The sequence below is a fragment of the Spirochaetota bacterium genome (assembly GCA_035477215.1).
GTDB lineage: Bacteria > Spirochaetota > UBA4802 > UBA4802 > UBA5368 > MVZN01.
The window spans coordinates 73,440-96,837 of the sequence record DATIKU010000002.1 but is presented as its reverse complement, the minus strand read 5'-3'; the positions used below and the strand labels follow the sequence as shown (position 1 = coordinate 96,837).

General features: G+C 60.1%; 21 protein-coding genes and 1 riboswitch. Of the genes, 15 read left to right on the top strand and 6 right to left on the bottom strand.

The window, feature by feature from the left end; genetic code table 11:
• The first annotated feature begins 607 nt into the window (after positions 1 to 607).
• From VLM75_00475 to VLM75_00460, 4 genes are all read left to right on the top strand, one after another.
• On the top strand, positions 608 to 1,621 hold the full coding sequence (locus tag VLM75_00475) for an ankyrin repeat domain-containing protein (GenBank protein HSV95386.1): 1,014 nt from the start codon (positions 608 to 610) through the stop codon (positions 1,619 to 1,621).
• A 118-nt stretch (positions 1,622 to 1,739) separates the two neighbouring features.
• The gene (locus tag VLM75_00470; GenBank protein HSV95385.1) at positions 1,740 to 2,177 is read left to right on the top strand and encodes a Spy/CpxP family protein refolding chaperone; all 438 of its coding nucleotides are present in this window, start codon (positions 1,740 to 1,742) and stop codon (positions 2,175 to 2,177) included.
• A 4-nt stretch (positions 2,178 to 2,181) separates the two neighbouring features.
• Positions 2,182 to 2,856: a response regulator transcription factor gene (locus tag VLM75_00465; protein ID HSV95384.1), complete on the top strand. Its 675-nt coding sequence runs from the start codon at positions 2,182 to 2,184 to the stop codon at positions 2,854 to 2,856.
• Positions 2,857 to 2,867: 11 nt separating this feature from the next.
• Positions 2,868 to 4,148, top strand: coding sequence for a HAMP domain-containing sensor histidine kinase (locus VLM75_00460; GenBank protein ID HSV95383.1), 1,281 nt, complete (start codon positions 2,868 to 2,870; stop codon positions 4,146 to 4,148).
• A gap of 195 nt (positions 4,149 to 4,343) precedes the next feature.
• Here the strand turns inward: VLM75_00460 and VLM75_00455 are convergent, their stop codons facing one another.
• Together VLM75_00455 and VLM75_00450 are read right to left on the bottom strand one after the other, a co-directional pair.
• Complete coding sequence (locus VLM75_00455; GenBank protein HSV95382.1) at positions 4,344 to 4,541, bottom strand: 2-oxo acid dehydrogenase subunit E2; 198 nt, start codon at positions 4,539 to 4,541, stop codon at positions 4,344 to 4,346.
• A 23-nt stretch (positions 4,542 to 4,564) separates the two neighbouring features.
• Positions 4,565 to 5,203, bottom strand: a complete 639-nt coding sequence (locus tag VLM75_00450; protein ID HSV95381.1) for a TetR/AcrR family transcriptional regulator — start codon at positions 5,201 to 5,203, stop codon at positions 4,565 to 4,567.
• A gap of 432 nt (positions 5,204 to 5,635) precedes the next feature.
• Here VLM75_00450 and VLM75_00445 point away from each other — a divergent pair, with 432 nt between their 5' ends.
• Complete coding sequence (locus VLM75_00445; GenBank protein HSV95380.1) at positions 5,636 to 6,484, top strand: MBL fold metallo-hydrolase; 849 nt, start codon at positions 5,636 to 5,638, stop codon at positions 6,482 to 6,484.
• A gap of 123 nt (positions 6,485 to 6,607) precedes the next feature.
• On the top strand, positions 6,608 to 8,482 hold the full coding sequence (locus tag VLM75_00440) for a diguanylate cyclase (protein ID HSV95379.1): 1,875 nt from the start codon (positions 6,608 to 6,610) through the stop codon (positions 8,480 to 8,482).
• A gap of 56 nt (positions 8,483 to 8,538) precedes the next feature.
• Here VLM75_00440 and rsgA read toward each other — a convergent pair whose 3' ends face one another.
• Positions 8,539 to 9,615 carry a ribosome small subunit-dependent GTPase A gene (gene rsgA / locus VLM75_00435; GenBank protein ID HSV95378.1) on the bottom strand — a complete coding sequence of 359 codons (1,077 nt, stop codon included), beginning with the start codon at positions 9,613 to 9,615 and terminating at the stop codon, positions 8,539 to 8,541.
• Complete coding sequence (locus VLM75_00430; GenBank protein ID HSV95377.1) at positions 9,612 to 10,001, bottom strand: RNHCP domain-containing protein; 390 nt, start codon at positions 9,999 to 10,001, stop codon at positions 9,612 to 9,614. The genes rsgA and VLM75_00430 overlap by 4 nt, the downstream gene beginning before the upstream one ends.
• A 538-nt stretch (positions 10,002 to 10,539) precedes the next feature.
• Here VLM75_00430 and VLM75_00425 point away from each other — a divergent pair.
• The 6 genes from VLM75_00425 (at position 10,540) to VLM75_00400 (ending at position 17,258) form a co-directional block, all read left to right on the top strand.
• Positions 10,540 to 11,094, top strand: a complete 555-nt coding sequence (locus VLM75_00425) for a hypothetical protein (protein ID HSV95376.1) — start codon at positions 10,540 to 10,542, stop codon at positions 11,092 to 11,094.
• Between the two features lie 10 nt (positions 11,095 to 11,104).
• Positions 11,105 to 12,529 (top strand): sulfatase, encoded by a 1,425-nt coding sequence (locus VLM75_00420; protein HSV95375.1) that lies wholly within the window; start codon positions 11,105 to 11,107, stop codon positions 12,527 to 12,529.
• A gap of 40 nt (positions 12,530 to 12,569) precedes the next feature.
• A complete protein-coding gene (locus VLM75_00415; GenBank protein ID HSV95374.1) occupies positions 12,570 to 13,820 on the top strand; it encodes a lactate racemase domain-containing protein in 1,251 nt (416 codons plus the stop codon).
• A 95-nt stretch (positions 13,821 to 13,915) separates the two neighbouring features.
• Complete coding sequence (locus tag VLM75_00410) at positions 13,916 to 14,398, top strand: 4Fe-4S dicluster domain-containing protein (protein HSV95373.1); 483 nt, start codon at positions 13,916 to 13,918, stop codon at positions 14,396 to 14,398.
• Positions 14,391 to 16,223 carry an aldehyde ferredoxin oxidoreductase family protein gene (locus VLM75_00405; GenBank protein HSV95372.1) on the top strand — a complete coding sequence of 611 codons (1,833 nt, stop codon included), beginning with the start codon at positions 14,391 to 14,393 and terminating at the stop codon, positions 16,221 to 16,223. The genes VLM75_00410 and VLM75_00405 overlap by 8 nt, the downstream gene beginning before the upstream one ends.
• Before the next feature lie 49 nt (positions 16,224 to 16,272).
• A riboswitch (TPP riboswitch) is annotated at positions 16,273 to 16,365 on the top strand.
• A 101-nt stretch (positions 16,366 to 16,466) separates the two neighbouring features.
• Positions 16,467 to 17,258: a sulfide-dependent adenosine diphosphate thiazole synthase gene (locus tag VLM75_00400; protein HSV95371.1), complete on the top strand. Its 792-nt coding sequence runs from the start codon at positions 16,467 to 16,469 to the stop codon at positions 17,256 to 17,258.
• An 11-nt stretch (positions 17,259 to 17,269) separates the two neighbouring features.
• On the opposite strand, the gene VLM75_00395 is transcribed toward VLM75_00400, so the two are convergent.
• The gene (locus VLM75_00395) at positions 17,270 to 18,340 is read right to left on the bottom strand and encodes a 4Fe-4S binding protein (protein ID HSV95370.1); all 1,071 of its coding nucleotides are present in this window, start codon (positions 18,338 to 18,340) and stop codon (positions 17,270 to 17,272) included.
• Between the two features lie 24 nt (positions 18,341 to 18,364).
• Entirely contained in the window at positions 18,365 to 18,946 is a 582-nt protein-coding gene (locus tag VLM75_00390; protein ID HSV95369.1) for a hypothetical protein, read from the bottom strand.
• Positions 18,947 to 19,354: 408 nt separating this feature from the next.
• Between VLM75_00390 and htpX the strand changes: the two genes are divergently transcribed.
• The 3 genes from htpX (at position 19,355) to VLM75_00375 (ending at position 23,186) form a co-directional block, all read left to right on the top strand.
• Positions 19,355 to 20,236, top strand: coding sequence for a protease HtpX (gene htpX / locus VLM75_00385; protein ID HSV95368.1), 882 nt, complete (start codon positions 19,355 to 19,357; stop codon positions 20,234 to 20,236).
• A gap of 202 nt (positions 20,237 to 20,438) precedes the next feature.
• On the top strand, positions 20,439 to 21,812 hold the full coding sequence (locus tag VLM75_00380; GenBank protein ID HSV95367.1) for a sodium/glutamate symporter: 1,374 nt from the start codon (positions 20,439 to 20,441) through the stop codon (positions 21,810 to 21,812).
• 429 nt (positions 21,813 to 22,241) lie between these two features.
• Entirely contained in the window at positions 22,242 to 23,186 is a 945-nt protein-coding gene (locus VLM75_00375; GenBank protein HSV95366.1) for an acyltransferase, read from the top strand.
• The last annotated feature ends 212 nt before the right edge of the window (positions 23,187 to 23,398 follow it).

Sequence of the window (23,398 nt, the reverse complement as noted above, 5' to 3'; positions counted from 1 at the left end):
GGGAGAGGGGGCGATTGTAGGGAGTGAACTTTCGGTGCTGGAGTTATACGCTATTTTAAAACGAGGGGCTTACGCCACGAGCGTCATAATCCATAGCCGCTTTCGATAAGATCGACCAGGCGGAAGGTAAAACGGGCCGCGTGATGATGTGAGCATACAATCCACCCAACGGAGGAGGAATGTACGATGGACCCTAAACCTGACGCGGTCCTCACGGCGGCTGCTTGCGGAAACCGCGGGCCGGGCCCCGGGAAGCGCGGATATGGCTTCACTCGGACGCTACACACATCCCGAAAAAAGCTTGACAATTATTTGTTCCATATATCGTTTTTCTGCCAGAGCGTTATTTATATAAACATCAGCGTTTTCCGACACAGTTTGACGCAAATCACGGTCATGACGGTACGGCAACCCTCCTGGCGGTTCGGGGAAATCCGTTTCCGCCCTCACGGGAGGCATTGTATGATCTGTCCGAAACCGTCTTTCCGGCTTCTCGTTTCCCACCGCCGTATCTCTCTTCCCTCAACTCCATCAGCGAAATCGCATGAACAGTTTACATAAAAATACCGTGACCATTACACATGGCATAGACAACAAGGAGACAGAAGTGGAAAAGAGACTCGACTGGAAGGTTACGGAAGTATTCGTACACTTATCGACGGCGCGGAAAACCACGGTCGCACTTGTTTCTCCGCTTCTGCTGACCGTCGTAATTGTTGCAGGCTGCGCGACATCGCCGCTTCAGCAGAAAACGAGAGATGGCGATGTAAACGGCGTTGTGGAACTGCTCAACCAGGGAGCCAACATCAACGAAGCCTCCGGGCCGAACGGCAAAACGGCCCTGATAATCGCCGCGGAACGCGGCAGGACCGAACTCGTAAAGCTCTTTCTGGAAAAAGGGGCCAACATCGAGGCCGAGTCCACCCCGTGCCTTGTCGGGTGTGCCGGCATCACCTCCCTCGGCTGGGCCGCCTATTACGGGCACATCCAGACGGTCCTGTTTCTTTACGAAAAGGGCGCCGATGTCGACCGCGCCATCGTGGGCCTGGAGGCGTATTCACGGGTCGATTTCGGTTTCGGATTCGACCATACCACCCTGAGAAGACAGACCAGCTACGGCATAAAGCTTCTCCAGCGGCTCGGCACCGACAGGGGATCGATTAAAGCGGCCGCCGTAAAAAGCATACCCGTGATCAGGAGCGGCAGCGCGAGCCTCATAGCCGTGATCGATTTCAAGGCCGACGGCGTCTCGTACCAGGAGGCGCGGAAGGTGAGCGAATGGCTGCGCACCGAGCTCATCAACACGGGCCAGTTCCAGGTCATCGAGCGCTCGGCCATGGACGCGATCCTGAAGGAACAGGCCTTCTCCATGACCGGCTGCACGGACACCTCGTGCGCCGTCCAGGTGGGAAAACTACTGTCCGCCAGGAAGATGCTTGTGGGTAGCGTCGAGGTGTGGAAGAACAAAGTTTTCATAAACGGGCGCATTATCGACGTGGAGAAAGGAGTGGCCGAGTTCGCCCACAGGGAAACCGTGGCATCGTTAAACGACCTGGACGCGGGCACCGCGAATTTCGCGAAAAACCTGGCAAGAAGGATCAACGGATTGCCGGTGGAATGATCCCGATACCGGGAAAAAAAATCAAAATGAAACATTTCGTTACAATCGGACATCACCCCGTTACGCGGCCGCGCGATGTTGTGGGTATCTAAACCAACCCACAGAGGAGGAATGTACGATGAACGTAAAACGTAACGCGATTGTGGCGGCGGCCGCCGTGGCCGTGGCGGCGCTGGTGGCGACCGGCTGCGGCAGTTGCAGGCCGAGCCCCGAGAAGCGCGCAGACTGGGCGGTAAAGAAGATCTCGTCGAAGCTCGATCTCACGAAGGAGCAGAAGGCGAAGCTCGACGGCATCAAGGTGGAGGTGCTCGCGAAGTTCAAGGAGGAGCGTGCCACGCATAAGAAGATGGGGACCGAGGCGATCGCCCTGGTGAAGAGCGACAAGCTGGAAGCGGCCGCCATCAACCGGCTCCTGGATACACGCGAGGCCGCCATGAAGCGCCTGCGGCCCTTTATCGTCGACAAGATCGTGGAGTTCCATGCCATGCTGACGCCCGAGCAGCGCTCGAAGCTCGCCTCGCTCATGGAAGAACATCACGCGCGCTGGAAGGAGTAGTCCCGTGACGTCCGTCCTCGTCATCGACGACGACCGCAAGCTCTGCGCGCTCCTCTCGGAGTACCTGTCGCGCTTCGAATTCGCCGTTCGGACCGCGACGACGCCCGGGGCGGGGCTCGAGGAGATCGGCCGGGAGCTTCCCGACATCATCATCCTCGACGTGATGCTCCCGGGGACGGACGGCTTCACCCTGTGCCGCGAGATTCGGAAATCGCATTCGGTTCCCATCATCATGCTCACCGCGCGCGGCGAGGTGACCGACCGCGTGGTGGGGCTGGAGATGGGAGCCGACGACTATCTCCCCAAGCCCTTCGAGCCGCGCGAGCTGGTGGCGCGCATGCAGTCGGTGTTGCGCCGCGGCCATAAAGATGCGCCCGGGCGCGTGTTCCGCGCGGAGGCGCTTGAGGTGGACTTCGACCGGCGGCGCGTCCGCCTTGACGGCGCCGAGGTGGCGCTCACCTCGATGGAGTTCGCGCTCCTCTCGCTGCTCGCGCGCAACCGCGGCGTGGTGCTCTCGCGCGATCTCATCTTCGAGCGCCTCAAGGGACTCGACGACGACTCCTTTGACCGCTCCATCGACGTGCTGATTAGCCGCCTGCGTCAGAAGCTGGGCGACGATCCCCGGAAGCCGCGCTACATCACGACCGTGCGCGGCACGGGCTACGCCTTTACGGCCTGACGGGGGCGCGCATGAAACTTAAACTCTCCATCTTCACCAAGCTCTTCGGCATCATCGTGGCGACGGCGCTCCTCATCAACCTGCTCATCGGCGCCTATTTCGGCTCGCAGTTCCGCTTCAACCGGCGCGACAGCTTTCTTAAAAACATGGATGCCTACGCGGACTACATGATCCGCGATATGGGCACACCGCCCGACCACCGGGAGGCCCTGCGCCTCGCTCGCGAGACCACCATGAATATCGCGGTGGAGGGAACGGGCGTCAGCTGGGCGACGGCTCCACCGCCGGAGCCGTCGAAACATAAACACCCGTCGCACCGCACGCCGCGCGGCAGCTTCGGCTGGGACAGGGGCACGTACGTCTACGAGACCGAGCGCGAGGGCGTGCGCTATCGCTTCTGGGGAAGCGCGCGCGACATCCCCGAGGGCGGCGGCCTCATTCTCTATCTTTTCCTGGGCCTGGTGAGCACGGTGATGATAGTGGCCTATTTTCTCATCCGCCGGTTGCTTTCGCCAATACGCCTGCTCGCCGACGGCGTGAAACAGACCGCAGCGGGGAACCTGTCTCACCGCGTGCCCGCCGGCCCGTCCGACGAGCTGGGCGAGCTCACAGCGTCGTTTAACGCTATGAACGAGCGTGTGAGCGCCATGCTCGCCTCGCGCGAGCAGTTGCTCCGCGACGTGAGCCACGAGCTTCGCTCTCCGCTCACCCGCATGCGCGTGGCGCTCGAGCTCATGCCCGAGGTGGCGGGCCGGCGGAGCGTTCTGGAGGACGTTGCCGCGATCGACGCGATGATCGGCGAACTGCTGGAGACCCAGCGGCTGGAACGCCCCGAGGGCGCGCCGCGCCGCGAGCGCATGGACCTTAAAGAAGCGCTCGACGTATCGATCCGCGAGTTCGGCGCGATGGCGGACGCTGTCTCGATGGATCTTCCGGTCGGGCCGCTTTTCATCAACGCCGACCGCAAGCGGGTGCTGATAGTGCTGCGGAACATTCTCGGCAACGCCCTGAAATTTTCGCCCGAGGGGACTGCCGTCGAGGTGAGCGCGCGCGGCTTTGGCGCGGGAGCTGTCGTGACGGTACGCGACCGCGGGAGCGGCATTCCCGAGGAGGAGCTTTCGCGCGTGTTCGAGCCCTTCTACAGGGTGGACCGCTCGCGCTCGCGCGAGACCGGAGGGTACGGGCTGGGGCTGCACATCTGCGCGCGGATCATGGAGGCCCACGGCGGACGTATCGTTGTGCGCAACCGCGAGGGCGGCGGCGCGGAGGCGGTGCTGGAGTTCGTTTCGTGACGCTTTCCCGTGCCGGCGTGCTGTGAGCGGCGACCTCACCCCCCGGCCCCGCTTCGACGGGTTCATCGCGGCGTGTTCCTTAACGACCTCACCCCCCTGCCCCCTCTCCCGCGGGAGAGGGGGCGATTGTAGGGAGTGAACTTTCGGTGCTGGAGTTATACGCTATTTTAAAGCGAGGGGCTTACGCCACGAGCGTCATAATCCATAGCCGCTTTCGATAAGATCGACCAGGCGCGAGGTAAAACGGGCCGCGGGGGCGCCGTCGACAACGTCGTGATCGAAGAGGATCGTAATTTTAATGTAGTCGCGGGCCGTGGTCGTGTTGTTTTTGATGCCGGGCTTCCTGGTAATGGAACCAAGCGCGAAGCAGACCGGGTGGATGGCGGTGGGCACGATTCAGCCGTCCGCGCCGCCCATCACCCCTTCACAAACAAATACCGGTAAATCATATCCTCAAGCTCGCCGAGCACCCTCTCGTCGGCGGCATTGTGCTCGAACATGCGCAGCCGGTGTATGACCTCCTCGGCCGAGTGGACCACCACCTCCACGGCGGCCTCAACGTCGCTGACGGCAAGCCTGTCCGACACCTTCGAAAGAAGCGCGCCGACCAGCGCGATCGTTTTGCCCACCTCTTCCCTGATCAGCCGCTCGACCTCGGGGTCGCTGTATGTCATCGCCGTGATCTCGCGGTGAAGCTCAGGGGACAGGGTGTGCGCCGCATACAGCGCGCGTATGAGCTCGCGCACCAGCTTCTTGAGATCGGCTTTGGTGCGGACGGGCATTGAGTATATCTCAAGCGCGCCGTCGGCGAGGACCGCGTCCTGTATTTCGTGGTAATACCCGCGGATCACCTCCAGGAATACCGGCTTTTTCTCGTCGAAATAGCTGTAAAATGTGCCGGTCGCCACCCCCGCCCTGGCGGCGATCTCCTTGGAGTTGGTTCCGTGATAGCCCTTCTCCGCGAAGAGCGCTTTGGCCGAGTCGAGTATCGCGGCCCTCGTCCGTATGCCCCGGTCCTGGACCGGTTTCCGTGCTTTTGCCTTCTCTCCCGACACGCTTCTCTCCATTTCGTTCGAAGCCGGCGATATGCCGGCGGTTCTCCGTCACGACGCGCCGAGCCTGCGGCACAAAGAGATAAAAATCAAGCATAATATGAAATAAAGTTCATATTACTATTGACAATGTGAACTTTATTTCACATATTAGACCTGTCGCATATTTATATTAGTGTCATCGCAAGGAGCGCAGGCCGACGTGGCGATCTCAACAGGCAACACGTTGGGTTATGGAACTCAGTACGTAAAGAGATTGCCACGCCCCGATACGGCCCGGGGCTCGCAATGACAGGATAGAGCGAGGGACACCGCGATGGTATATGGCAAACCCTCCCTGTCATCGCGAGGAGCGCAGCGACGTGGCGATCTCAACAGGCAACACGTAACGTGCACACTACTTACTTCAAGATCATACCATACAGGGAGAAAAGAATGAAAATGAAGAAACGTCGTACACTCATCATCACGATACTGCTGGCCGCCTCACTGGCGGTGTCGGGCGCGGTGTATTTTTCGGACAGGCACGAAACGGTCGGCCTGCCCGACGGGGTGAAAGTGATCCCCCTGGAATTCACGAACGTTTTCCTCATCCCGCTGGAAAAGGGATACATGCTGATAGACAACGGCTACGCGAAGGAGTACGACCGCTTTTTACAGGGCCTCAAACAACACGGCGTCGACGTTATGGATATCAGATACGTCTTCATCACCCATCATCACGACGACCATGTCGGCTTTCTCAATATGATGACCACCCTGAATCCGTCGTTACGCGTCATCGTCCATGAAACGGGCGTGCCCCTGCTCGCCGCGGGCGAGAACAACACGAAAAACGGCGGGGGCATCGTCAACAGGGCCATTTACACGCTGTTCAGGCTGAAGATGCTGATAACCCCAAGCTGGGACTTCAGCTTTCCGCCCTATACGGTCCGTAAACAGGATATAATCCTGCGAGGGGAGAAAACCGTTCTGCCCGCCGAGGTGGGCCTCTCCGCCGTCGTACTGTATACCCCGGGGCATTCATCCGACTCCATCTCCCTGATCTATAAGGACACATACCTCTTCTGCGGGGACATGGCCTCCAGCTTCCTCCTGTGGGCGGGGGCGAAGTACCTCACGCTCTTTAATGAAAACGTCGGCCTGGCGTACGCCTCATGGGAAAAGGCGCTCTCGATGAAGGTCGAGTTCATCCTCCCCGCGCACGGAAAGCCTTTCATGGCGCAAAGGCTGAAGGAGAACCTGTATAAATACTCGCAGGACGACCTGGTGGTGTATTTTTAAACGGCCCGGCCACCTGCGGCCGCCGGTAGGGGCCGGGCGTGCCCGGCCCCTACCGGTGGCCACAACGCCTGATCACCGGGAAAAATGATTTACAAACCGCCTCATCGTCGGGGTAATTGCACGATGAGAACGGTCCCGTTATTCCTGCTCATCATGCTCCTCCTGCCGGCCGCCGTACGGTGCGACCGCCTGACGAACCCGGACGGGTACCCCCGCGCGGTCGGCGGCGTGCTCGACCTGAGGGAGTGGGACTTTGACCGCCGTGGAACGCTCCCGCTTTCGGGCGACTGGGAATTCTACTGGAACGAGCTCCACGCTCCGCGGCGCTTCACCGGCGACCGGCCGCCGCCCCGCACGGGCTACGCCGCCCTCCCCGGCACATGGAAAGACCTGCCGGTAAACGGCGCGAAACTGCCGGGAACGGGCCACGCCACCTACCGCCTCGTCGTCCTTCTCGACAGGCCACACCATGACCTGGCCATACGGACCACCACCGTCAGCTCGGCCTTCGCCATATACGTCAACGGAACGATGGCGAACCGGGCCGGCGCGGTCGGCGCGGACCCGACCGCATCCATTCCCGGCTGCCTGCCCCAGGTAAGCGAGATCGAAAGCGCGCCCGCCGACAGGCTGGATATCGTGCTGCAGGTGTCGAACTTCCATTACCGCGCCGGCGGACCCTGGGAGCACATACGGCTGGGCATACAGGACGAGATCGCTTACGAGAAATGGATCATTGACATCAAGAGCGTTTTCCTGTTCGGCTGCCTCTTCATCATGTTCCTTTACCACTTGGCCCTGTTCCTCATGCGGCCGCAGGACCGGCAGTTCGCCTACATGGCGCTGTTCTGCCTTATCATCTCCCTGCGGCCGCTCTTCACCGGGGAATACATCATAACGCGCATACTTCCGGCCATACCGTTCGATGCGGTAATCCGCGTACTGTACCTGTCCTACTTTTTCGCGGTCCCCGCGGGCGTTTACCTGTTTAAATCCCTGTATCCCGACGAAACCCCCGGCCGTCAGCCCGTAATCGTAATGGCGATAACGGGAGCGTTCTCGATCGCGGTCCTGTTCAGCCCGCCGCTGGTGTTCACACGCTTCGTGTTCGCCTTCTTCTACTTCGCGCTCGCCATCATCGCGGCCGTCATCGTGGAGAACGTCATCGCGGTCAAGCGAAAGCGCGACGGCGCGGCGATAATTCTGGCGGGCTTCGCAGTATTGTCCGTCGCGACGATAAACGACAACCTTAACGCGAGCTACAACGTGCATTCGGTGAACCTGGTGGACGCGGGCACCATCATATTCGTGCTATGCCAGGCGCTGGTGCTCTCCCGCCGCCTGACCGGTACGTTTACCAGGGTGGAAATCCTCTCCCGCGAGCTCACCGGGCTCAATGCGGGACTCGAGGAGCAGGTGAAAGAGCGGACGCTTGATCTCGAGTGCGCGTACGAGTCGATGAAGGAGATTTCAGTCCGCGATCCACTCACCGGATGCTTCAACCGCCGCTTTCTGGAGGAGCAGCTTCCCACCGAAATCGAGCGCGCGCTGCGATACGGCCGCCCGCTGTCGGTTATCATGGGGGATATCGACCACTTCAAGGCGATCAACGACACCCACGGCCACCACGCCGGCGACCTGGTGCTCATCTCGATCAGCCGAGCCATCATCGACACCATGCGGGACAGGATCGACTGGGTGTGCCGCTACGGTGGCGAGGAGTTTATCATAGTCATGCCCGAAACGCGGATCGAAGACGGATCTATTGTAGCGGAGCGCCTCAGGGCGAAAATCGAGAACACTCCCGTGGAGGCGTCGGGAACATCCATCCCCGTAACGATGAGTTTCGGTCTGACGGGCTTCATACCGCCGGTTCGCAGAATGAAAATCACCATGAAAGATTTGATCGAATCGGCCGACAGCATGCTGTACCGGGCGAAGAACGAGGGGCGCAACCGGGTCGTCACCGGGTCCGTCGAGGATTCGCCCAAGGGCTGAGGCGGCGGGACACGATGCGCGCATGGCGGCCCGGCCCCTACCGGTGGCCGCCCTCCTCACTCCCTGTGTATCCGGTTATACTCCTTTACCAGCTTTGCGATCTCCCTGTCCCGCGCCTTCCGCTCGCGCCGGCCCTTCTCCGTGCGTAGCGCCTCCGTTGTCCGCATCTCGCGCGCGAGCGACATATAGGCCTGGTAGCGGTCGTGCGCGATCGCTCCCTCCGACACCATGCTCAGCACCGCGCAGCCCGGTTCGTCGGCGTGGCCGCAGTTCCGGAATTTACACAAGGCCGCGGCCCCGGCGATCTCCGGGAAGGCCGCCAACAGCGACCCCGCATCGCCCGAGGGCCGAAGCTCCCGGAGGCCCGGCGTATCGATCACCATCGCCCCGTTTTCGAGAAAGAAGAGCTCCCTGCGGGTCGTGGTGTGCCTGCCCCGCCTGTCGTCCTCGCGCACCTCGCCGGTATGCTGGGCGTCGCGCCCCAGGAGCGCGTTGATGAGCGCGGATTTGCCGACGCCCGACGGCCCCGTAAAGGCCGCGGTCCTGCCGGGGACAAGGAGCCCCCGGAGACCATCAAGCCCCTCACCGGTACGGGCACTCAGTATGACGAGCGGAACATTCCCCGCGATCGACGCGACCCTCCGCGAGAAGTCGTCCCTTTCGTCCGCGGGGCACAGGTCGCACTTGTTGAGCACGATGACCGGCGCGGCCCCGCCGTCGGCCACCATAACAAGATACCGCTCGAGCCCGCGCTCCGTGAAGTTCCTGCCGCCCTCGAGCGAGGCCGTTACGAACATGGTGTCGACGTTCGCGGCCAGCACCTGTTCGTCGCTCCCGCCGCCGGCCGCTGTTCGCGAAAAGCGGCTTTTACGTTCCAGCACACGCTCTATCATCAATAGATCACCCTCGACGCGCGCGAGCACCCAGTCGCCCGTCGCCGGGAAATCGGCGCGGCCGCAGGCGACGTACTGAAAGCGCCCGGACACCTGCGCCGTCGCGGGGCCCTCCTCGGTCTCCACCATGTAAACGGGGCCGGCCTCGGCCGTCACCCTGGCGGGCAAAAGCCCCGAGCCTTTAAGCGGCGCGAACTGCGCCTCGAAAAAGTCACTCCATCCAAGTCGTTCGAGCTTCATGGCCGTCCTCCTTTCGACGCGCTCGCGCCGGCGGGTCCGTCCAGGCTGAACGGAAGGCGCCGGAGCGGCCCCGTGGCAAGACCGAGGAGGCGCAGGCTGTTGTCGTCGCCCGCTATGCGGTTGACGCGGACGATCCCGCATTTCGCACAACGGTGCACCAGCGCCCACTCGCCGCCGCCTCTGGCCCAGACTGCGATGGGCTCCATCATGCCGCCACACACCGACAGGCGGTCGCCCGTGCGGTAATCGACGTGCCTGCTCCACAGGCATTCGGGGCAGTGGTTCCTGTTCCGTGTTCCCGATTCGGGCGGCACCACGCCGGCGCCGCAATTTTCACAGATAAAGGTTTCTGACTCATTTCCCGTTTTGTAATCGATTCTTGACATTGTATCCTCGTATTTCATTATACTTCCACGGGCGAAGCGGTCCGGTCTGAATGATTCCGTTTTTCGTCCCGGATGGCAAAGGCATTACGCCATTGAGTACCCGTAACGAACCGGAACCGGTCGACCCGTTAGTTATTACGCGTAAAATAGATGGAATAATGTTCCGCTACGAGGGGCCGGACGGCCCTGGCGGGACTGGCTGGACGTGAGGCGCGAAACGGCTACGACAGACAAGGACATCGTCCGCGATCAATCCCGGAGCGGGAACACCCTCGATACAATGCTCAGCATATTATTACCTTCACCTCTTGAAATAAGCTGTCGAAAACAAGGCCTGTGATTTGATATTGCGCGACCGTTTTTTTGTCAATAATTTTAACGGCGCGGCTGGAATTATTCGATCGCTATCCGTGCAACGCCCGTCGCCCCCTGAAGGCGCGCGGGCGTTTGCGAGCCTACGGGGCGCCCGGCGAATAAATCCGGTTGACACACTCCGCTCCATGGACTACGTTTTCCCATCACTCCGAAGGAGGCCCGCGTGGAAAACCGGGGGATATTCGGCCGCTTCATCATCCCGCTTCTCGTTGCACTCGGCACGCTCGCCGTTTCAAGCGTCATCTACCACGGCTCAACTTCGATGACGCCGGGCGTTCTGCGCACGGTCATCAAGGACGTCTCGGGCGCGGTCATGTTCGTCTCGATCTGGTTCTTCGCCTTTGTGGGTCCGCCGATAGCCTACTTCCGCGGCGCTTCGTTCATCGAGCGCATCGCAGTGGCCTTCGCCAACCCGCTCGTCTGGCTCTTCCGCATGGCGCTCACCGTCTCGTGCCAGTTCAACGCCATCGAGATGGTATACTTCTTTTTCCTGCCATGGACCTTCGGCGTGGTGGCGGTGACGCTCTTCGCGTTCTCAATCGCCGAAACGCTGTGCCGGTGCATTGATCGCCGGCGCGGCGCTCTTATAAAGGCGCTTCATCCGGGGGTGCTGGCCCTTTTCCTCGCGGGCGCGGCAGGCGTATACTTCGGCCTCATCCGTGGCCAGGAATGGGCGTACGCGGTCGTAAACCATTACGCCGATCACTTCATTCGATAAGAGGCCGCCGATGAAACGCGATCCGATAAAGACGCTCGAAGAAACTCGCCCCTTCTCGCGGAGGCAGGCGCTGGCGGCCATGGGAGGCGCAGCGGCGATGGCGATTTCGCACGTACTCCCCTTCGGCGAGGGCCTTTTCGCCGCGGGTGCGCGCAAGCGGCCCAACATCATCTTCATCCTGACCGACGACCACCGCTTCGACATGCTCGGGGCGCTGGGGCACCCGTTTCTTAAAACGCCCAACATGGACCGGCTCGTCCGCGAGGGCATTCTCTTCACCAACGCCTTCGTCACCACATCGCTCTGCAGCCCCAGCCGCGCGAGCTTTCTCACCGGGCGTTACGCCTCCTCCCACGGCGTCATCAACAACTTCACCCCGTGGAACGACGACAACGTCACCTTCATGGAGTTGATAAAGAAAGCGGGCTACGACACGGCATTCATCGGCAAGTGGCATATGCCCGGCGGCGGCCTCCCGAAACTTCGCGGCGTTGACCTTTTCGTGTCGTTCACGAAGAAGGACGGCCAGGGCGACTATTACGACTGCCCTCTCTTCGTTAACCACCGGCCGGTGCCGAGCCGCAAAGAATACATCACCGAGGAGCTCACCGACTACGCTCTCGAATTCATAGAGGCGCGGAAGGACCGGCCCTTCTGCCTGTATCTCTCCCATAAGGCCGTGCACCACGACTGGAAGCCGCCGCGCCACCTGAAGGGCATGTATAAAAACACGAAGATCGATTTCCTCGCGCCCGAGTCGGACAAATGGAACACCTGGAGCGGCAACAACTGGCTCGAGGGATCGATGGGCTCGATGCACGGCATCTATCGCCGCTACTGCGAATGCCTTGCCTCGGTCGACGAGCAGCTCGGGCGCGTGCTTAAACAGCTTGACGTGATGGGGCTCCTCGACGACACCGTCATCGTGTATGCCGGGGACAACGGGTACATGTGGGGCGAGCACCGCCTCTACGCCAAGCACTGGCCGTACGAGGAGTCCATGCGGATCCCCTTCATCGTGCGCTATCCGCGGCTTATTCCCGACCCCGGGCGGAAGGCCGAACAGATGGTGCTCAATATCGACCTGTTCCCGACGCTACTGGATCTTGCCGGTGTGAGACCGGCCGGCTCCGTGGACGGCGAGAGCATGGTCCCGATTTTACGGAACAAAAAGGCCGCGGGAAGAAGATCGTTCATGTACGAGCTCTTCAAGGACTTTCCCTTCGGAGGGAGAGTCCCGCCGCACAGGGCGGTGCGCACGGAGCGCTACAAGTATATCGAGTGGGAGGCCTGTCGCGCGAACGAGCTTTATGATCTTAAAGAAGACCCGCGCGAGCGGGCGAACATCATCGGCACGCCGCCCGGAAAGGATATCGTGCCGCGTTTGAAAAAGGAGCTGGCGCAGCTTAAGGCGCGCTACGCCCCGGCGCGCTGAACGTAGATCGTCCGGTCAGCACCGCACACGAGAGAGGAACATGCTTCTGCCGCGACTCTACATGCTTGAAGGGGGGACAGTTCAGAACGGCATCGACGATATCGACGGCGCCGTTCTGAACGCCCTTTCCCGCAGGGGGCTCGAAAAAATAATCCGTCCGGGCGATACCGTCGCGCTCACCGCGGGTAGCCGCGGCATCCGGTATATCGACACGATCACCGCCGGGACAGTGCGCCACCTCGACTCCATGGGAGCGAAACCCTTTATCGTCCCCGCCATGGGGAGCCACGGCGGCGGCACGGCGGAGGGCCAGCGGGCCATACTCGCCGGCTATGGCATCACCGAAGAGGCCATGGGCTGCGAGATACGCTCGTCCATGGAGGTGGTCGAGATCGGCACCACCGCGCTCGGTACGCCCGTGTTCATCGACGCGCACGCGGCAGCGGCCGATCATATCGGCGTCATCAACCGCGTAAAGCCCCACACCAGGCTTTCGGGAAGCATTGAAAGCGGACTCGTTAAAATGTGCATGATAGGCCTGGGAAAGCGCGAGGGGGCGGCCACCTATCACCGCGCCATTGAAAGGCATTCGTGGATGGAGATCGTCCGCTCGCTGATGGATGTGGTGCTTGAAAAAAGCCCGGTTCGCTTCGGCCTTGGAATCGTGCAGAACGCCCACGAGGAAATCGCGCGCGTCGAGGCGCTCCTCCCGGGCGAATTCCTGACCGGCGAGGCGAAGCTTCTGGAAGAGGCGCGCTCGCTCATGGGCACCCTGCCCTCCAACGACATCGACCTGCTCATCGTCGACGAGATGGGAAAGGAGATCAGCGGTACCGGGATGGACGCCTCCGTCATCGGGCGAAAGGATGGCTCGCCGGTGCGCGTGGGCCGCATATTCGTGCGCGACATTACGGCCGCAACGAATGGCAACGCCCAGGGGATCGGCCTCGCCGATTTCACCACGCGCAGGCTTGTCGAAAAAATCGATTTAAAAAAGCTCTACCTCAATTCCCGGACCGCGTACCGCACCGACACCTGCAAGATTCCCATGACCTTCGACACCGACAGGGAGGCCATGGAGGTGGCGCTGTGGATGGCGGGAACGGGCACGCCCGACGAACTCAGGCTGATGTGGATACGGAATACCCTGCGCCTCGATACAATCGCCGTATCCGCGCCGCTTTTAGAACGCCCGCCATGCGGCCCGGGCTTCACGATCGTTCGAGGGCCCATGGATATCGTGTTCGACGCCGACGGGCGGCTGCAAAGCCCATTCGCGCACGAGCGGTGAAAATTTTAAATGTGAATCGAATTCGAATTGCTACATTTTAAGCATGCCTTTACATGGCGCACGATACGGCGCTCACCGATCATCAGGGGGATGCGATGAAGGAAAAGGTACTGGTCTTCGAGGCCGGGAAATGCACAGGATGCAGGATATGCGAACAGTGGTGCAGCCTGGAACATTTCAGCGTCGCGGGACCGGCCTTAAGCCGCATCACCATCATTCGTGACCACGGCAGCCAGGTCGATAACGGTATCATCTGCCACCAGTGCGCCCACGCCCCCTGCGTCTCCTCGTGCAAGCCCGGCGCGCTCTCGAAGAGTGACGCCACCGGGGCCATCATCGTGGACCTTGAAAAGTGCAACGGATGCAGGCGGTGCATACGGGCCTGCCCGCACGGCGCCATCCGCATGCACCCGGACGAAAAGTACGTGCTCATCTGCGACCTCTGCGGCGGCAATCCCCGCTGTGTGCGCCATTGTCCCGAACAGGCCGTCCAGTACCTCGAGCGCGGAAAGGCCGAGCGGCCCTATCGCTCGGCCCTTGTCCGGGGACGCCCGAAGGGAGGCAAGTGCAATGAATGAGAAGAGCGATATACGCGACCTTTTCGGCGCGATACTGAGGGTGAATCTTGCAAGCGGCGTCGTGTCGCGCGAGAAGTTGTCCGAAGACGCCGTGCGACGCTTCCTCGGCGGTCGTGGTATGGGCGCCTGGTATCTCTACAACGAGGTGGGGCCCGATGTCGACCCGCTCGGCCCGGACAACAAGCTCATATTCATGAACGGTCCCCTCGTCGGCACGCTGCTTCCCGCGGGGAACAAGGTGAACCTCACCTTTAAGTCGCCTCTCAGCACGAGCTATTCTTACTCGCTCTGCGGCGGGCACTGGGGGCCGGAACTCCGTTTCGCGGGCTATACGGGCCTTATAATAGAAGGGAAGGCGGAGTCCCCGGCATACCTGTGGATCGACGACGATGCTATCGAGCTGCGCAGCGCGACCGGCCTCTGGGGTAAAACCATCCCCGAAACGGAAAGTCGTCTGCGCGAGGATCTCGGCGGCGACGAGCTTTTGCAGATAGCCTGCATCGGACCCGCCGGCGAGAAGCTGAACAAAATGGCCTGCATCACCGCCGGATGGTACCGCGAATTCGGGCGCGGCGGCTGCGGCGCGGTTATGGGGAGTAAAAACCTGAAAGCCATCGCGGTCCGGGGGACCGGCCATGTCGGGTTCCACAACCCCGCCGGGGTCATGGCGCTCTCGGAAAATATCACGGCGGCACTCAAGGCCCATCCTAAAATTATCGATCGAAGGAAATACGGCACTCCGGAGCTCCTGAAGACCATCAACGACAACGGCCTGCTCTGCACCAGGAACTTCGCCGAGACCTTTTTTACGGAAGGGCACCGGCTCGAAGGCCCCCGGATGCGCGAGGACATCGTCTTCGGCGACGCTTCGTGCTTCGCCTGCCCGGTGGGCTGCGGCAAGCGCAGTTATGTTAAAACCGCCGACGGATTTGGCATGCTTCTTGAAGGCCCCGAGTTCGAGACGATCGCGCTTCTCGGCTCGAACTGCGGCGTAGCGGACTGGGCTTCGCTCGTTGAAGCCACGCTGGTCTGCGACACCTACGGCATGGACACGATGAACGCCGGCGGCTGCGTATCGCTGGCCATGGAGTGCTTCGAGAAGGGAATCATCACGCTCGAGGACACCGACGGCATCGAGCTGCGCTTCGGTAACGGCAGGGCGCTGGTGGCGGTCCTTCGTCTGATGGCGGAGCGCAAAGGTATCGGCGACATACTGGCCGAGGGCATAAAGTCCGCGTCCGAGCGTTTCAAAGCGCCGGAGCTCGGCATGCACTCCAAGGGACAGGCCCTGGCCGCCTATGACCCGCGCGGCTGCAAGGGCATGGCCCTCACCTACGCCACGTCACCGAAGGGCGCGCACCACATGATCGCCACCACCATGGGCCCCGAGATAGCCGGCGGCACGCGGCTCTCGTACGAGAACAAGGGCGCCCTGCAGAAGGAGCACCAGCTCACCATGTGCGCCGTGGACTCGCTGGGGATATGCTCAACTGTGAGAGGGGGCTTCGGCATGGGAGACCAGGCGAAGGCCTTCGGCCTGGTGACGGGGATCGGGCTCGATATCGACGGGCTGAAGCTCGCGGCCGAGCGGATCATCAACCTTGAGCGGATGTACAACGCGCGCCTGGGGTTTTCGCGCAAAGACGACACGCTGCCCGATCGCATTTTAAAAACGCCGGTGCCCTCGGGCCCCAGCGCGGGTGAGACGGTCGACCTCGAGCGCATGCTCGATGAGTACTACGGCCTGATGGGATGGAGCCGCGACGGCATACCCACCCGCGAGAAGCTCGTGGAGCTTGGGATCGGGGATGCGGCCGCCGGGTAGTTCCGGAATTGTTATTATTGTTGACAGATTTTTCCGCCTCCTATACGGGTCAGCACACATGGGGTGGCCTAACGGCCTGAGATTATACCCGTTGAACCTGATCTGGGTAATGCCAGCGTAGGGAGAATATTCGGAACATCATCGTCCGGCCTCTGATTATTCCCCCCTTTTTCCGGCAAATAAACAACGGGTCTTATATCAACCACTACCGCCCTCCATCACTTATTCCACACGGAGGAAGCAATGCTTAACGAGACAACCATCAGCAAAGCTATCATCGACTCGTACTCGGCCAAGCTTAAAGACGCGCTCGACCTGGATGTCGCTATCGTTGGAGGGGGGCCCTCGGGACTCGTAGCGGGCTATTATCTCGCCGGCGCGGGCAGGAAAGTCGCCATGTTCGAAAAGAAGCTCTCAATCGGCGGCGGCGTTTGGGGGGGCGGAATGATGTTCAACGAGATCGTGGTGCAGGAAGAGGGAAAAGCGATCCTCGACGAGTTTGGCCTTACGGGCAAAGAGTATGAAAACGGCTACTATTGCCTGGATTCGATCGACGTAACCGCGACCCTGATTTATAAAGCGGTGCGGGCCGGCCTCATAATCTTCAATCTCGTCAACATGGAGGACATCGTCTTCAAAAACAACAGGGTCTCCGGTCTTGTCATCAACTGGGTGACTACGGAAATGACGGGTCTCCATATCGATCCGCTTACCGTGCTTTCCAAATTCGTACTCGACGCGACCGGACATCCCTCCGCCGTCACCGCCGCGCTGGTCCGTAAAATGGGCGTACGGCTGAACACGCCCACCGGAGGCATCGTGGGCGAAAAATCCATGGATGCGGATATCGGTGAACTCAACACGGTCCAGAACACCCGGGAGGCGTTTCCGGGCCTTTTCGTGAGCGGCATGGCGGCCAATGGTGTTTACGGCGGGTATCGCATGGGTCCGGTGTTCGGCGGGATGCTTCTCTCGGGTAAAAAGGCCGCCGAAGGGATCATTTCCCTCCTGGGAGCATCATCCGGCACAAAGTGACACATCAGCCCCTACAGCACTCCCCTCTTCCGCGCGAGATCAAGCATCTGCTCCATGCTTGTGGCCGGCGGCGCGCGGAAGGCCCCTTCCTTTTTAACTTCGAGTGAGAGGGCCTCCGGGGGGCAGGCCGTAACGCAGAGGCCGCAGCCGATGCAGCGGTCCGTATCGACCGCCATCACGCCGGCCATGTCGTTGAGCGCGAGCGCCTCCATCTGGCAGCGCTCAACGCACGCCTCACATCCCGTGCAGAGGCCGGTTTCGACCACTGCGTAGTGGTTGCTGAACACGGCCTCGGCCGGTTTCGGAAGGAGTTTCAGGCCGCGGAGCACGGCACAGCAATCGCCGCAGCAGTTGCACATGCCGGCCGGGTTCTGCGCCGTTCCCGGTTGCACTACCAGTCCCGCCTCATTGCACTTTTTTAATATATCGACGGCCTCGTCGTAGCCCACCTCGCGGCCGATGCCATAATCGATGTAATAACGCGCCATCGAGCCGAACATGAAACAGGTCTCGACCGGCCTGCCGCAGTCGTTATGCAATAGTCCCGCGTGCTTGCGGCAGGTGCATTCGGAAACGACTATGGGATTCGCCTTTTTCAATATTTCGGCGGCGTCGTCGAACGACGCGACGTGATGTTCTGGCATGATGGAACTGTTGACCGGAATGGTCCTCAGAAACAGGCCCGAGGTCTTCGCGATCGCCTCGCTGAAACCCTCCCGGAAATAGCGCTCCAGGAGCTTTGCGAACCGCGCGCTCATCCGCGTGGTGTTGAACTCCACGAGTCCGTGCATGAAGGGGACCGCCCCGTACTTCACCGTTTCCTCTTTCTTCGACCGGAAGAGGAGTCCCCTGCCCGCCATGTCCTCCAGCTTCACCCGCGCCTCGTCCGCCGGAAGGCCGATTTTTCCGGCAATCGCTTCGGGCGTCTCGAGCATGGGCGAAAGCGCGAGAAATACGCGCACATCATCATCGGTGAAAAGCTCTTTCAGCAATTCGATCTCCACGCCCGATTCCGTAGCGGGAAAGCCGAGCGAATAGGTATCGAGCCGTTCCTGGAGCGTTCTGTACAGGTCCTGTTTCATCTTATCCTCCGAGGGAAAGTGAATTTAACTATCCTGATTCTCCGAAGTTGTCAGGGCATAGAAGCGGTCCAGTCCGTCCTTTGCCTTCCGGGCCAGTTCCTCGTCCTGAAGGTACACGGCGAGTTTATGCGCGTCGTCACCGCGTCTGGCCATAAGCCGGTAATAATACGTCGTGCCCCCTTTCGTGCGCTGTGCGCGCTGCTCCACCTCGAAGCGCTCGAACTCCCCGCGCGGAACGGTACTCCCCTTCGCCCAGGGTACGGGGCCGTGGACAACCCGTATGTCCTCCGCGGTGGCCGTAATAACGGTGGAGTTCAACACCCGACTCGGACTGCAGCAGGTGCCGAACAGCATAATGAGCGCGCCCAGCGCGCCAAAGATCATGATGATGGGCTCGTTCGAGTTCGCCGACAGAGCGTCCGTGAACGCCTTGAAATCGGCGATCATGATGCCGAGCTGGAGAACCACGGTGGTAAAAATTTCGAAATACCAGAGAGCGACGATCGAGGCGACTTCGATGACGAGAAGGAATACATACACATACGCGAACCATCGCAGCCTAATCTCAATACCGTTCCACGCCTGACGCACGTCGAGCATTTTCATACAGCTTCCGCAGGAAATAAAGGTTAATATTACCATCCGGGACGGAAAAACTCCTAATGAAAGCAACGGCAAAATATCCATCATCCTCTAATCCTCTAATCTCCCACTACTGCCGGCCGCGAGCATATCATGCCCCGCAGTTGCCTGACAACCATGTTTTTATTCCGGTGGGCCGGTTCAACCGGCTCGAATACGGTTTTTCGCCCGACAGCGTAACAAATTGCACGTTGGAAGGACAAATACTCCATAATTAGCCTTGACACCGACAACGGTTCGGGATTAATTTTTGTCAAGGCCGTTGCTTAACCGGGAAATAAAGCCGGTTTCCAGCCGTCGCAGGCGGGGGAAACCCGATATCACCGGGATTTGCAACGGATCTGTTTATTACCACTATTACGGAGAGAAAGAATGCTAAAAAGAATAGGTTTGTTCCTGCTCACCAACCTCCTCGTGGTGGTTACGGTGAGCCTTATCATCAATATCGTTCTCCCGCTCCTCGGCATACAGGTGACCGGCGGCATGTACGGCCTGGCGATCTTCTGCGGTATTTTCGGCATGTCGGGCGCCTTTATCTCGCTCGCCATCAGCCGCTGGATGGCCAAACGGGCCTACAACATCCAGCTCGTCGACGGCACAACGAGGGATCCCGGAGCGCGCGAAATCTACGAAATGATCGCCCGCCTCTCGCGTAAGGCCGGCCTTCCCGAGGTCCCCGAGGTCGGCATCTACCAGGCCGCCGAGCCCAATGCTTTCGCAACGGGCCCGTCCAAGAGCAAGTCGCTGGTGGCCTTCTCGACCGGGCTCCTTTCGTCCATGCGGCGCGAAGAGGTCGAAGCGGTGGCCGCCCATGAGGTAAGCCATATCGCCAGCGGCGACATGGTAACCATGACGCTCCTCACCGGCGTGGCCAACGCGCTGGTGATGTTCATTTCGCGTATCATCGCCCAGTTCCTCGACAGCTTCCTCAGGGGCGACGAGGGCGGCGGCGGACTTGGCTTCCTCGGCTATATTGTGACCGTGATGGTGCTCGAGACCTTCCTCATGCTGCTCGCCTCAATACCGCTTGCCGCCTTCTCACGGATGCGCGAATACCGGGCCGACGCCAGCGCCGCGAAATACACCTCGCCCACGTCGATGGCCAATGCCCTGAAACGGCTTGCCGAAGCGGCAAAGCTTCCCGAGAAGAAGGACTCGTTCTCGATGGCGAAGATCAGCTCGGGCAAGCGCGTATCACTGTTCGCGACCCATCCCTCCATCGAGGACCGCATCGCGCGGCTCGCGAGGATGTAAGCTCACACCGACCTTCCGCACACAAAGGGCGCGGCTTCACGGGCCGCGCCCTGTCCGTACCCCCCTGGCCGATCACTCCCCATCTTAAATGAACATGGTTCATTTTCTGATTGCAATTTTGCACGTTACAGGTAACATTGTGCCGGCCCATAGGCCCAGAAGCCGCCCGGCGGCCCTTTACCACACATAAAAGAGGTACCCTATGACAATACCCTTTCCGTTCGAAGCCCTGCTCGCTTTCAGCTGGCTGGGAATAATGCTTCTTATCGGTATATTTCTACGGGCCAAGATCCCCTTCATACAGCGATTCCTCTTCCCCAGTTGCCTGCTTGGTGGCCTCATCGGGCTGGTCTTTCTCCATTCAGGTATAATCAGCATAGAAACATCACTGCTCGAGGCGTTCGCCTATCATTTCTTCAACATCAGCTTCATCTCAGTGGGCCTCACGATCAGGACCCCCGAGGAGAAGGCGGCGTACACCGGAAAAGAGATGTTCCGCGGATCGCTCTGGATGGCGCTCATTGAGGGAATCACCATTCCGGTACAGGCGCTGGCCGGAGGGCTGCTCGTCATTCTTTTCAATTATATGGGCTATAATCTATTCAAGACTTTCGGCTTCTTCGCGCCCCTGGGGTTTACCGAGGGCCCGGGGCAGGCCCTTTCCATCGGCAAGGTGTGGGAGAACTTCGGCTTCGAGCACGCGGCCACCATCGGACTCACCTTCGCCACCGTGGGGTTTCTCTTCGCCTTTTTCGTGGGCGTACCACTGGCCAACTGGGGGATCAAGAAGGGCCGGGCCGCGCAGCCGCAGACGGCACTTCCCAAAGATCTCCTCACCGGCGTCATCGGGAAGAACAGCCCGAAGGAAAGCGCCGGCACGCTCACAATGCACTCGGCGAACGTCGAGACCCTCGCCTTTCAGCTTTCGCTGGTCGGGCTCGTGTACCTGCTTACCTATGGACTGGTCCACACCCTCGGGGGCCTGCTCCAGCCAGAGCTCGCCACCACGCTGTGGGGTTTCTTCTTCTTCCTCGGCATGCTCGTCGCGCAGCTCGTGCGCGCGATCGTGGTGAGGATCGGCTACGGGCATCTGGTCGACGGCGGAATCCAGCGTCGCATAACGGGATGGTCGGTCGACTTCCTGATCCTTTCCACGGTGATGGCGGTCCAGATGGTGATCGTATGGCGGTACATCGTGCCCATTTCGGTGATCTGCCTCTTCTCCGGGGTATTGACAACCATCGTCGTCGTGTACCTTGGCAACCGCATCTGGTCGCAGAACCTCGAGCGCACGCTCGCCATCTACGGTACCGTGACCGGAACGGTTTCCACGGGCCTTCTTCTGCTCCGCATAGTTGATCCGGAATTCCGCACCAGCACTGCGATGGAGCTGGGCTACATGACCATATTCGCCTCGGTCCCGGTGCTGGGCACCATGCTTCTCGTCAGCGCGCCGGTGCTGTGGGGCTGGAGCGTCGAGCTCACTCTCGTGGTGTTCGCCGGGATGATGCTCGTCTGTCTGGCGCTGCTGAAGCTCTTCAAGATGTGGGGCGAAAACCGGTATAAATCCGCCTGAGTGCATTTCCATTGTCATGGGGGGCTGAAATCGCGCCGGAGTCCCGGTGCTGTTTCAGCCCACTCGGGTGTGAATTAATTTTCGGATAACAGTCTGCCTTTGCGAACCCGGCCGTATCGGGGCGTGGCAATCTTTTTTTGTGCTACGTTTTATGGATAAACCTGCCGCCCTTTAAGATCGCCGCGCTCCTCGCAGCGACAGTTTTCAGCCCGGATTTTATCCCCCCACGCTGCCTTATTGTATTACAATAAATCCTTGACAAAAAACACCCGCACAAAGAGCATACACTGAATTCTGCAACCTTTCCGCGGAATTACCGTCTTTCTTATCGGAACGGAAGTCTGTTGTCGACGTATCTTCAGCCGACGGCGCCGGTACGGTTGGATCAACAAGCACTCCTTCCTCAGAAATCAATTAAAAGGACATCCAATGGAAAACAATGATCGAAGCATCGACCTTACCTATCATTTTACGCAAAATAGAAGACGCCGTTCGACCGTCGCTCATCACTCGACGGGATCGGTCTCAATACTCCTGTACTTCCTCAATACCGCCATCGTGTTCCCGTTGTTTCCGCTCATCGGCCTCTTCAAGCTCCTTCCGCTGGCACGCTGGCGCGCGGCCTGCAACTTCGTTCTCGATTATATTGCCACCCTGTGGATCTCGATCAACAACCTGAACATGAAGATTACCAAGCGCATTCACTGGGAGGTCGCCGGGCTCGAGGGGCTCAACCCGCGCGAATGGTACCTTGTCATCTCGAATCACCAGTCGTGGGCCGACATCCTCGTTTTACAGAAAGTCTTCAACAGAAAAATACCGTTTCTAAAATTCTTTCTGAAAAAGGAATTGATCTGGGTGCCGCTGATGGGGATCGCGTGGTGGGCGCTCGATTTCCCCTTCATGAAACGCTATTCCGGGGCGTTTCTCAAAAAGTATCCGCACCTCAGGGGCAAAGACATCGAGATTACCCGCAGGGCCTGCGAGAAGTTCAAGCACATTCCGGTGTCGGTGATGAACTTTATCGAGGGCACACGCTTTACGGAAGAAAAACACCGCCGGCAGAATTCGCCCTTCGCCAATCTCCTCAAGCCCAAGGCGGGCGGGATGGCGTTCGTGCTTTCGGCCATGGGCGGCGAGAAAATGAAGAAGATACTTAACGTCTCCATCTGCTATCCGGAAGGCATCAGGAGCTTCTGGGACTTTCTTTGCGGCGGTATCTCACGCGTGAAGATCCATATCGAGGAGCTGCCGATCACCAAGGAGCTCCAGGGCGACTATCTCGATAACGAAAAGTTCCGCGAGGAATTCCAGGAATGGGTAAACCGGCTCTGGATGGAGAAGGACCTTCGCCTCTCGGCGATGTCCCTGTAGGCCACTGTGTGCCGGGAACGGGCGTCGACACACCGGCGCCTCCCGGCGGGCCTCCCAAATCCAGACGCTCTACTCACCTGGCGGCGGGTCGCGTGCCGTTGACTGTTAAAATGATCGTTGTTTTACTCGCCGCATGCGCCGTCCCTTATCCGGCCAACAGCTTTATGAGGCTCGATGAGTCGAGTCAGCCGCCTCCTTTCTCCTGCAACCGT

What these genes read in the sequence shown, in the direction of transcription:
- VLM75_00470 (HSV95385.1), top strand. Translation starts at nt 1,740, where the DNA reads ATGAACGTAAAACGTAACGCGATTGTGGCGGCGGCCGCCGTGGCCGTG.
- VLM75_00460 (HSV95383.1), top strand. Translation starts at nt 2,868, where the DNA reads ATGAAACTTAAACTCTCCATCTTCACCAAGCTCTTCGGCATCATCGTG.
- VLM75_00445 (HSV95380.1), top strand. Translation starts at nt 5,636, where the DNA reads ATGAAAATGAAGAAACGTCGTACACTCATCATCACGATACTGCTGGCC.
- VLM75_00440 (HSV95379.1), top strand. Translation starts at nt 6,608, where the DNA reads ATGAGAACGGTCCCGTTATTCCTGCTCATCATGCTCCTCCTGCCGGCC.
- rsgA (HSV95378.1), bottom strand. Translation starts at nt 9,615, where the DNA reads ATGAAGCTCGAACGACTTGGATGGAGTGACTTTTTCGAGGCGCAGTTC.
- VLM75_00430 (HSV95377.1), bottom strand. Translation starts at nt 10,001, where the DNA reads ATGTCAAGAATCGATTACAAAACGGGAAATGAGTCAGAAACCTTTATC.
- VLM75_00420 (HSV95375.1), top strand. Translation starts at nt 11,105, where the DNA reads ATGAAACGCGATCCGATAAAGACGCTCGAAGAAACTCGCCCCTTCTCG.
- VLM75_00415 (HSV95374.1), top strand. Translation starts at nt 12,570, where the DNA reads ATGCTTCTGCCGCGACTCTACATGCTTGAAGGGGGGACAGTTCAGAAC.
- VLM75_00410 (HSV95373.1), top strand. Translation starts at nt 13,916, where the DNA reads ATGAAGGAAAAGGTACTGGTCTTCGAGGCCGGGAAATGCACAGGATGC.
- VLM75_00405 (HSV95372.1), top strand. Translation starts at nt 14,391, where the DNA reads ATGAATGAGAAGAGCGATATACGCGACCTTTTCGGCGCGATACTGAGG.
- VLM75_00400 (HSV95371.1), top strand. Translation starts at nt 16,467, where the DNA reads ATGCTTAACGAGACAACCATCAGCAAAGCTATCATCGACTCGTACTCG.
- VLM75_00395 (HSV95370.1), bottom strand. Translation starts at nt 18,340, where the DNA reads ATGAAACAGGACCTGTACAGAACGCTCCAGGAACGGCTCGATACCTAT.
- VLM75_00390 (HSV95369.1), bottom strand. Translation starts at nt 18,946, where the DNA reads ATGAAAATGCTCGACGTGCGTCAGGCGTGGAACGGTATTGAGATTAGG.
- htpX (HSV95368.1), top strand. Translation starts at nt 19,355, where the DNA reads ATGCTAAAAAGAATAGGTTTGTTCCTGCTCACCAACCTCCTCGTGGTG.
- VLM75_00380 (HSV95367.1), top strand. Translation starts at nt 20,439, where the DNA reads ATGACAATACCCTTTCCGTTCGAAGCCCTGCTCGCTTTCAGCTGGCTG.
- VLM75_00375 (HSV95366.1), top strand. Translation starts at nt 22,242, where the DNA reads ATGGAAAACAATGATCGAAGCATCGACCTTACCTATCATTTTACGCAA.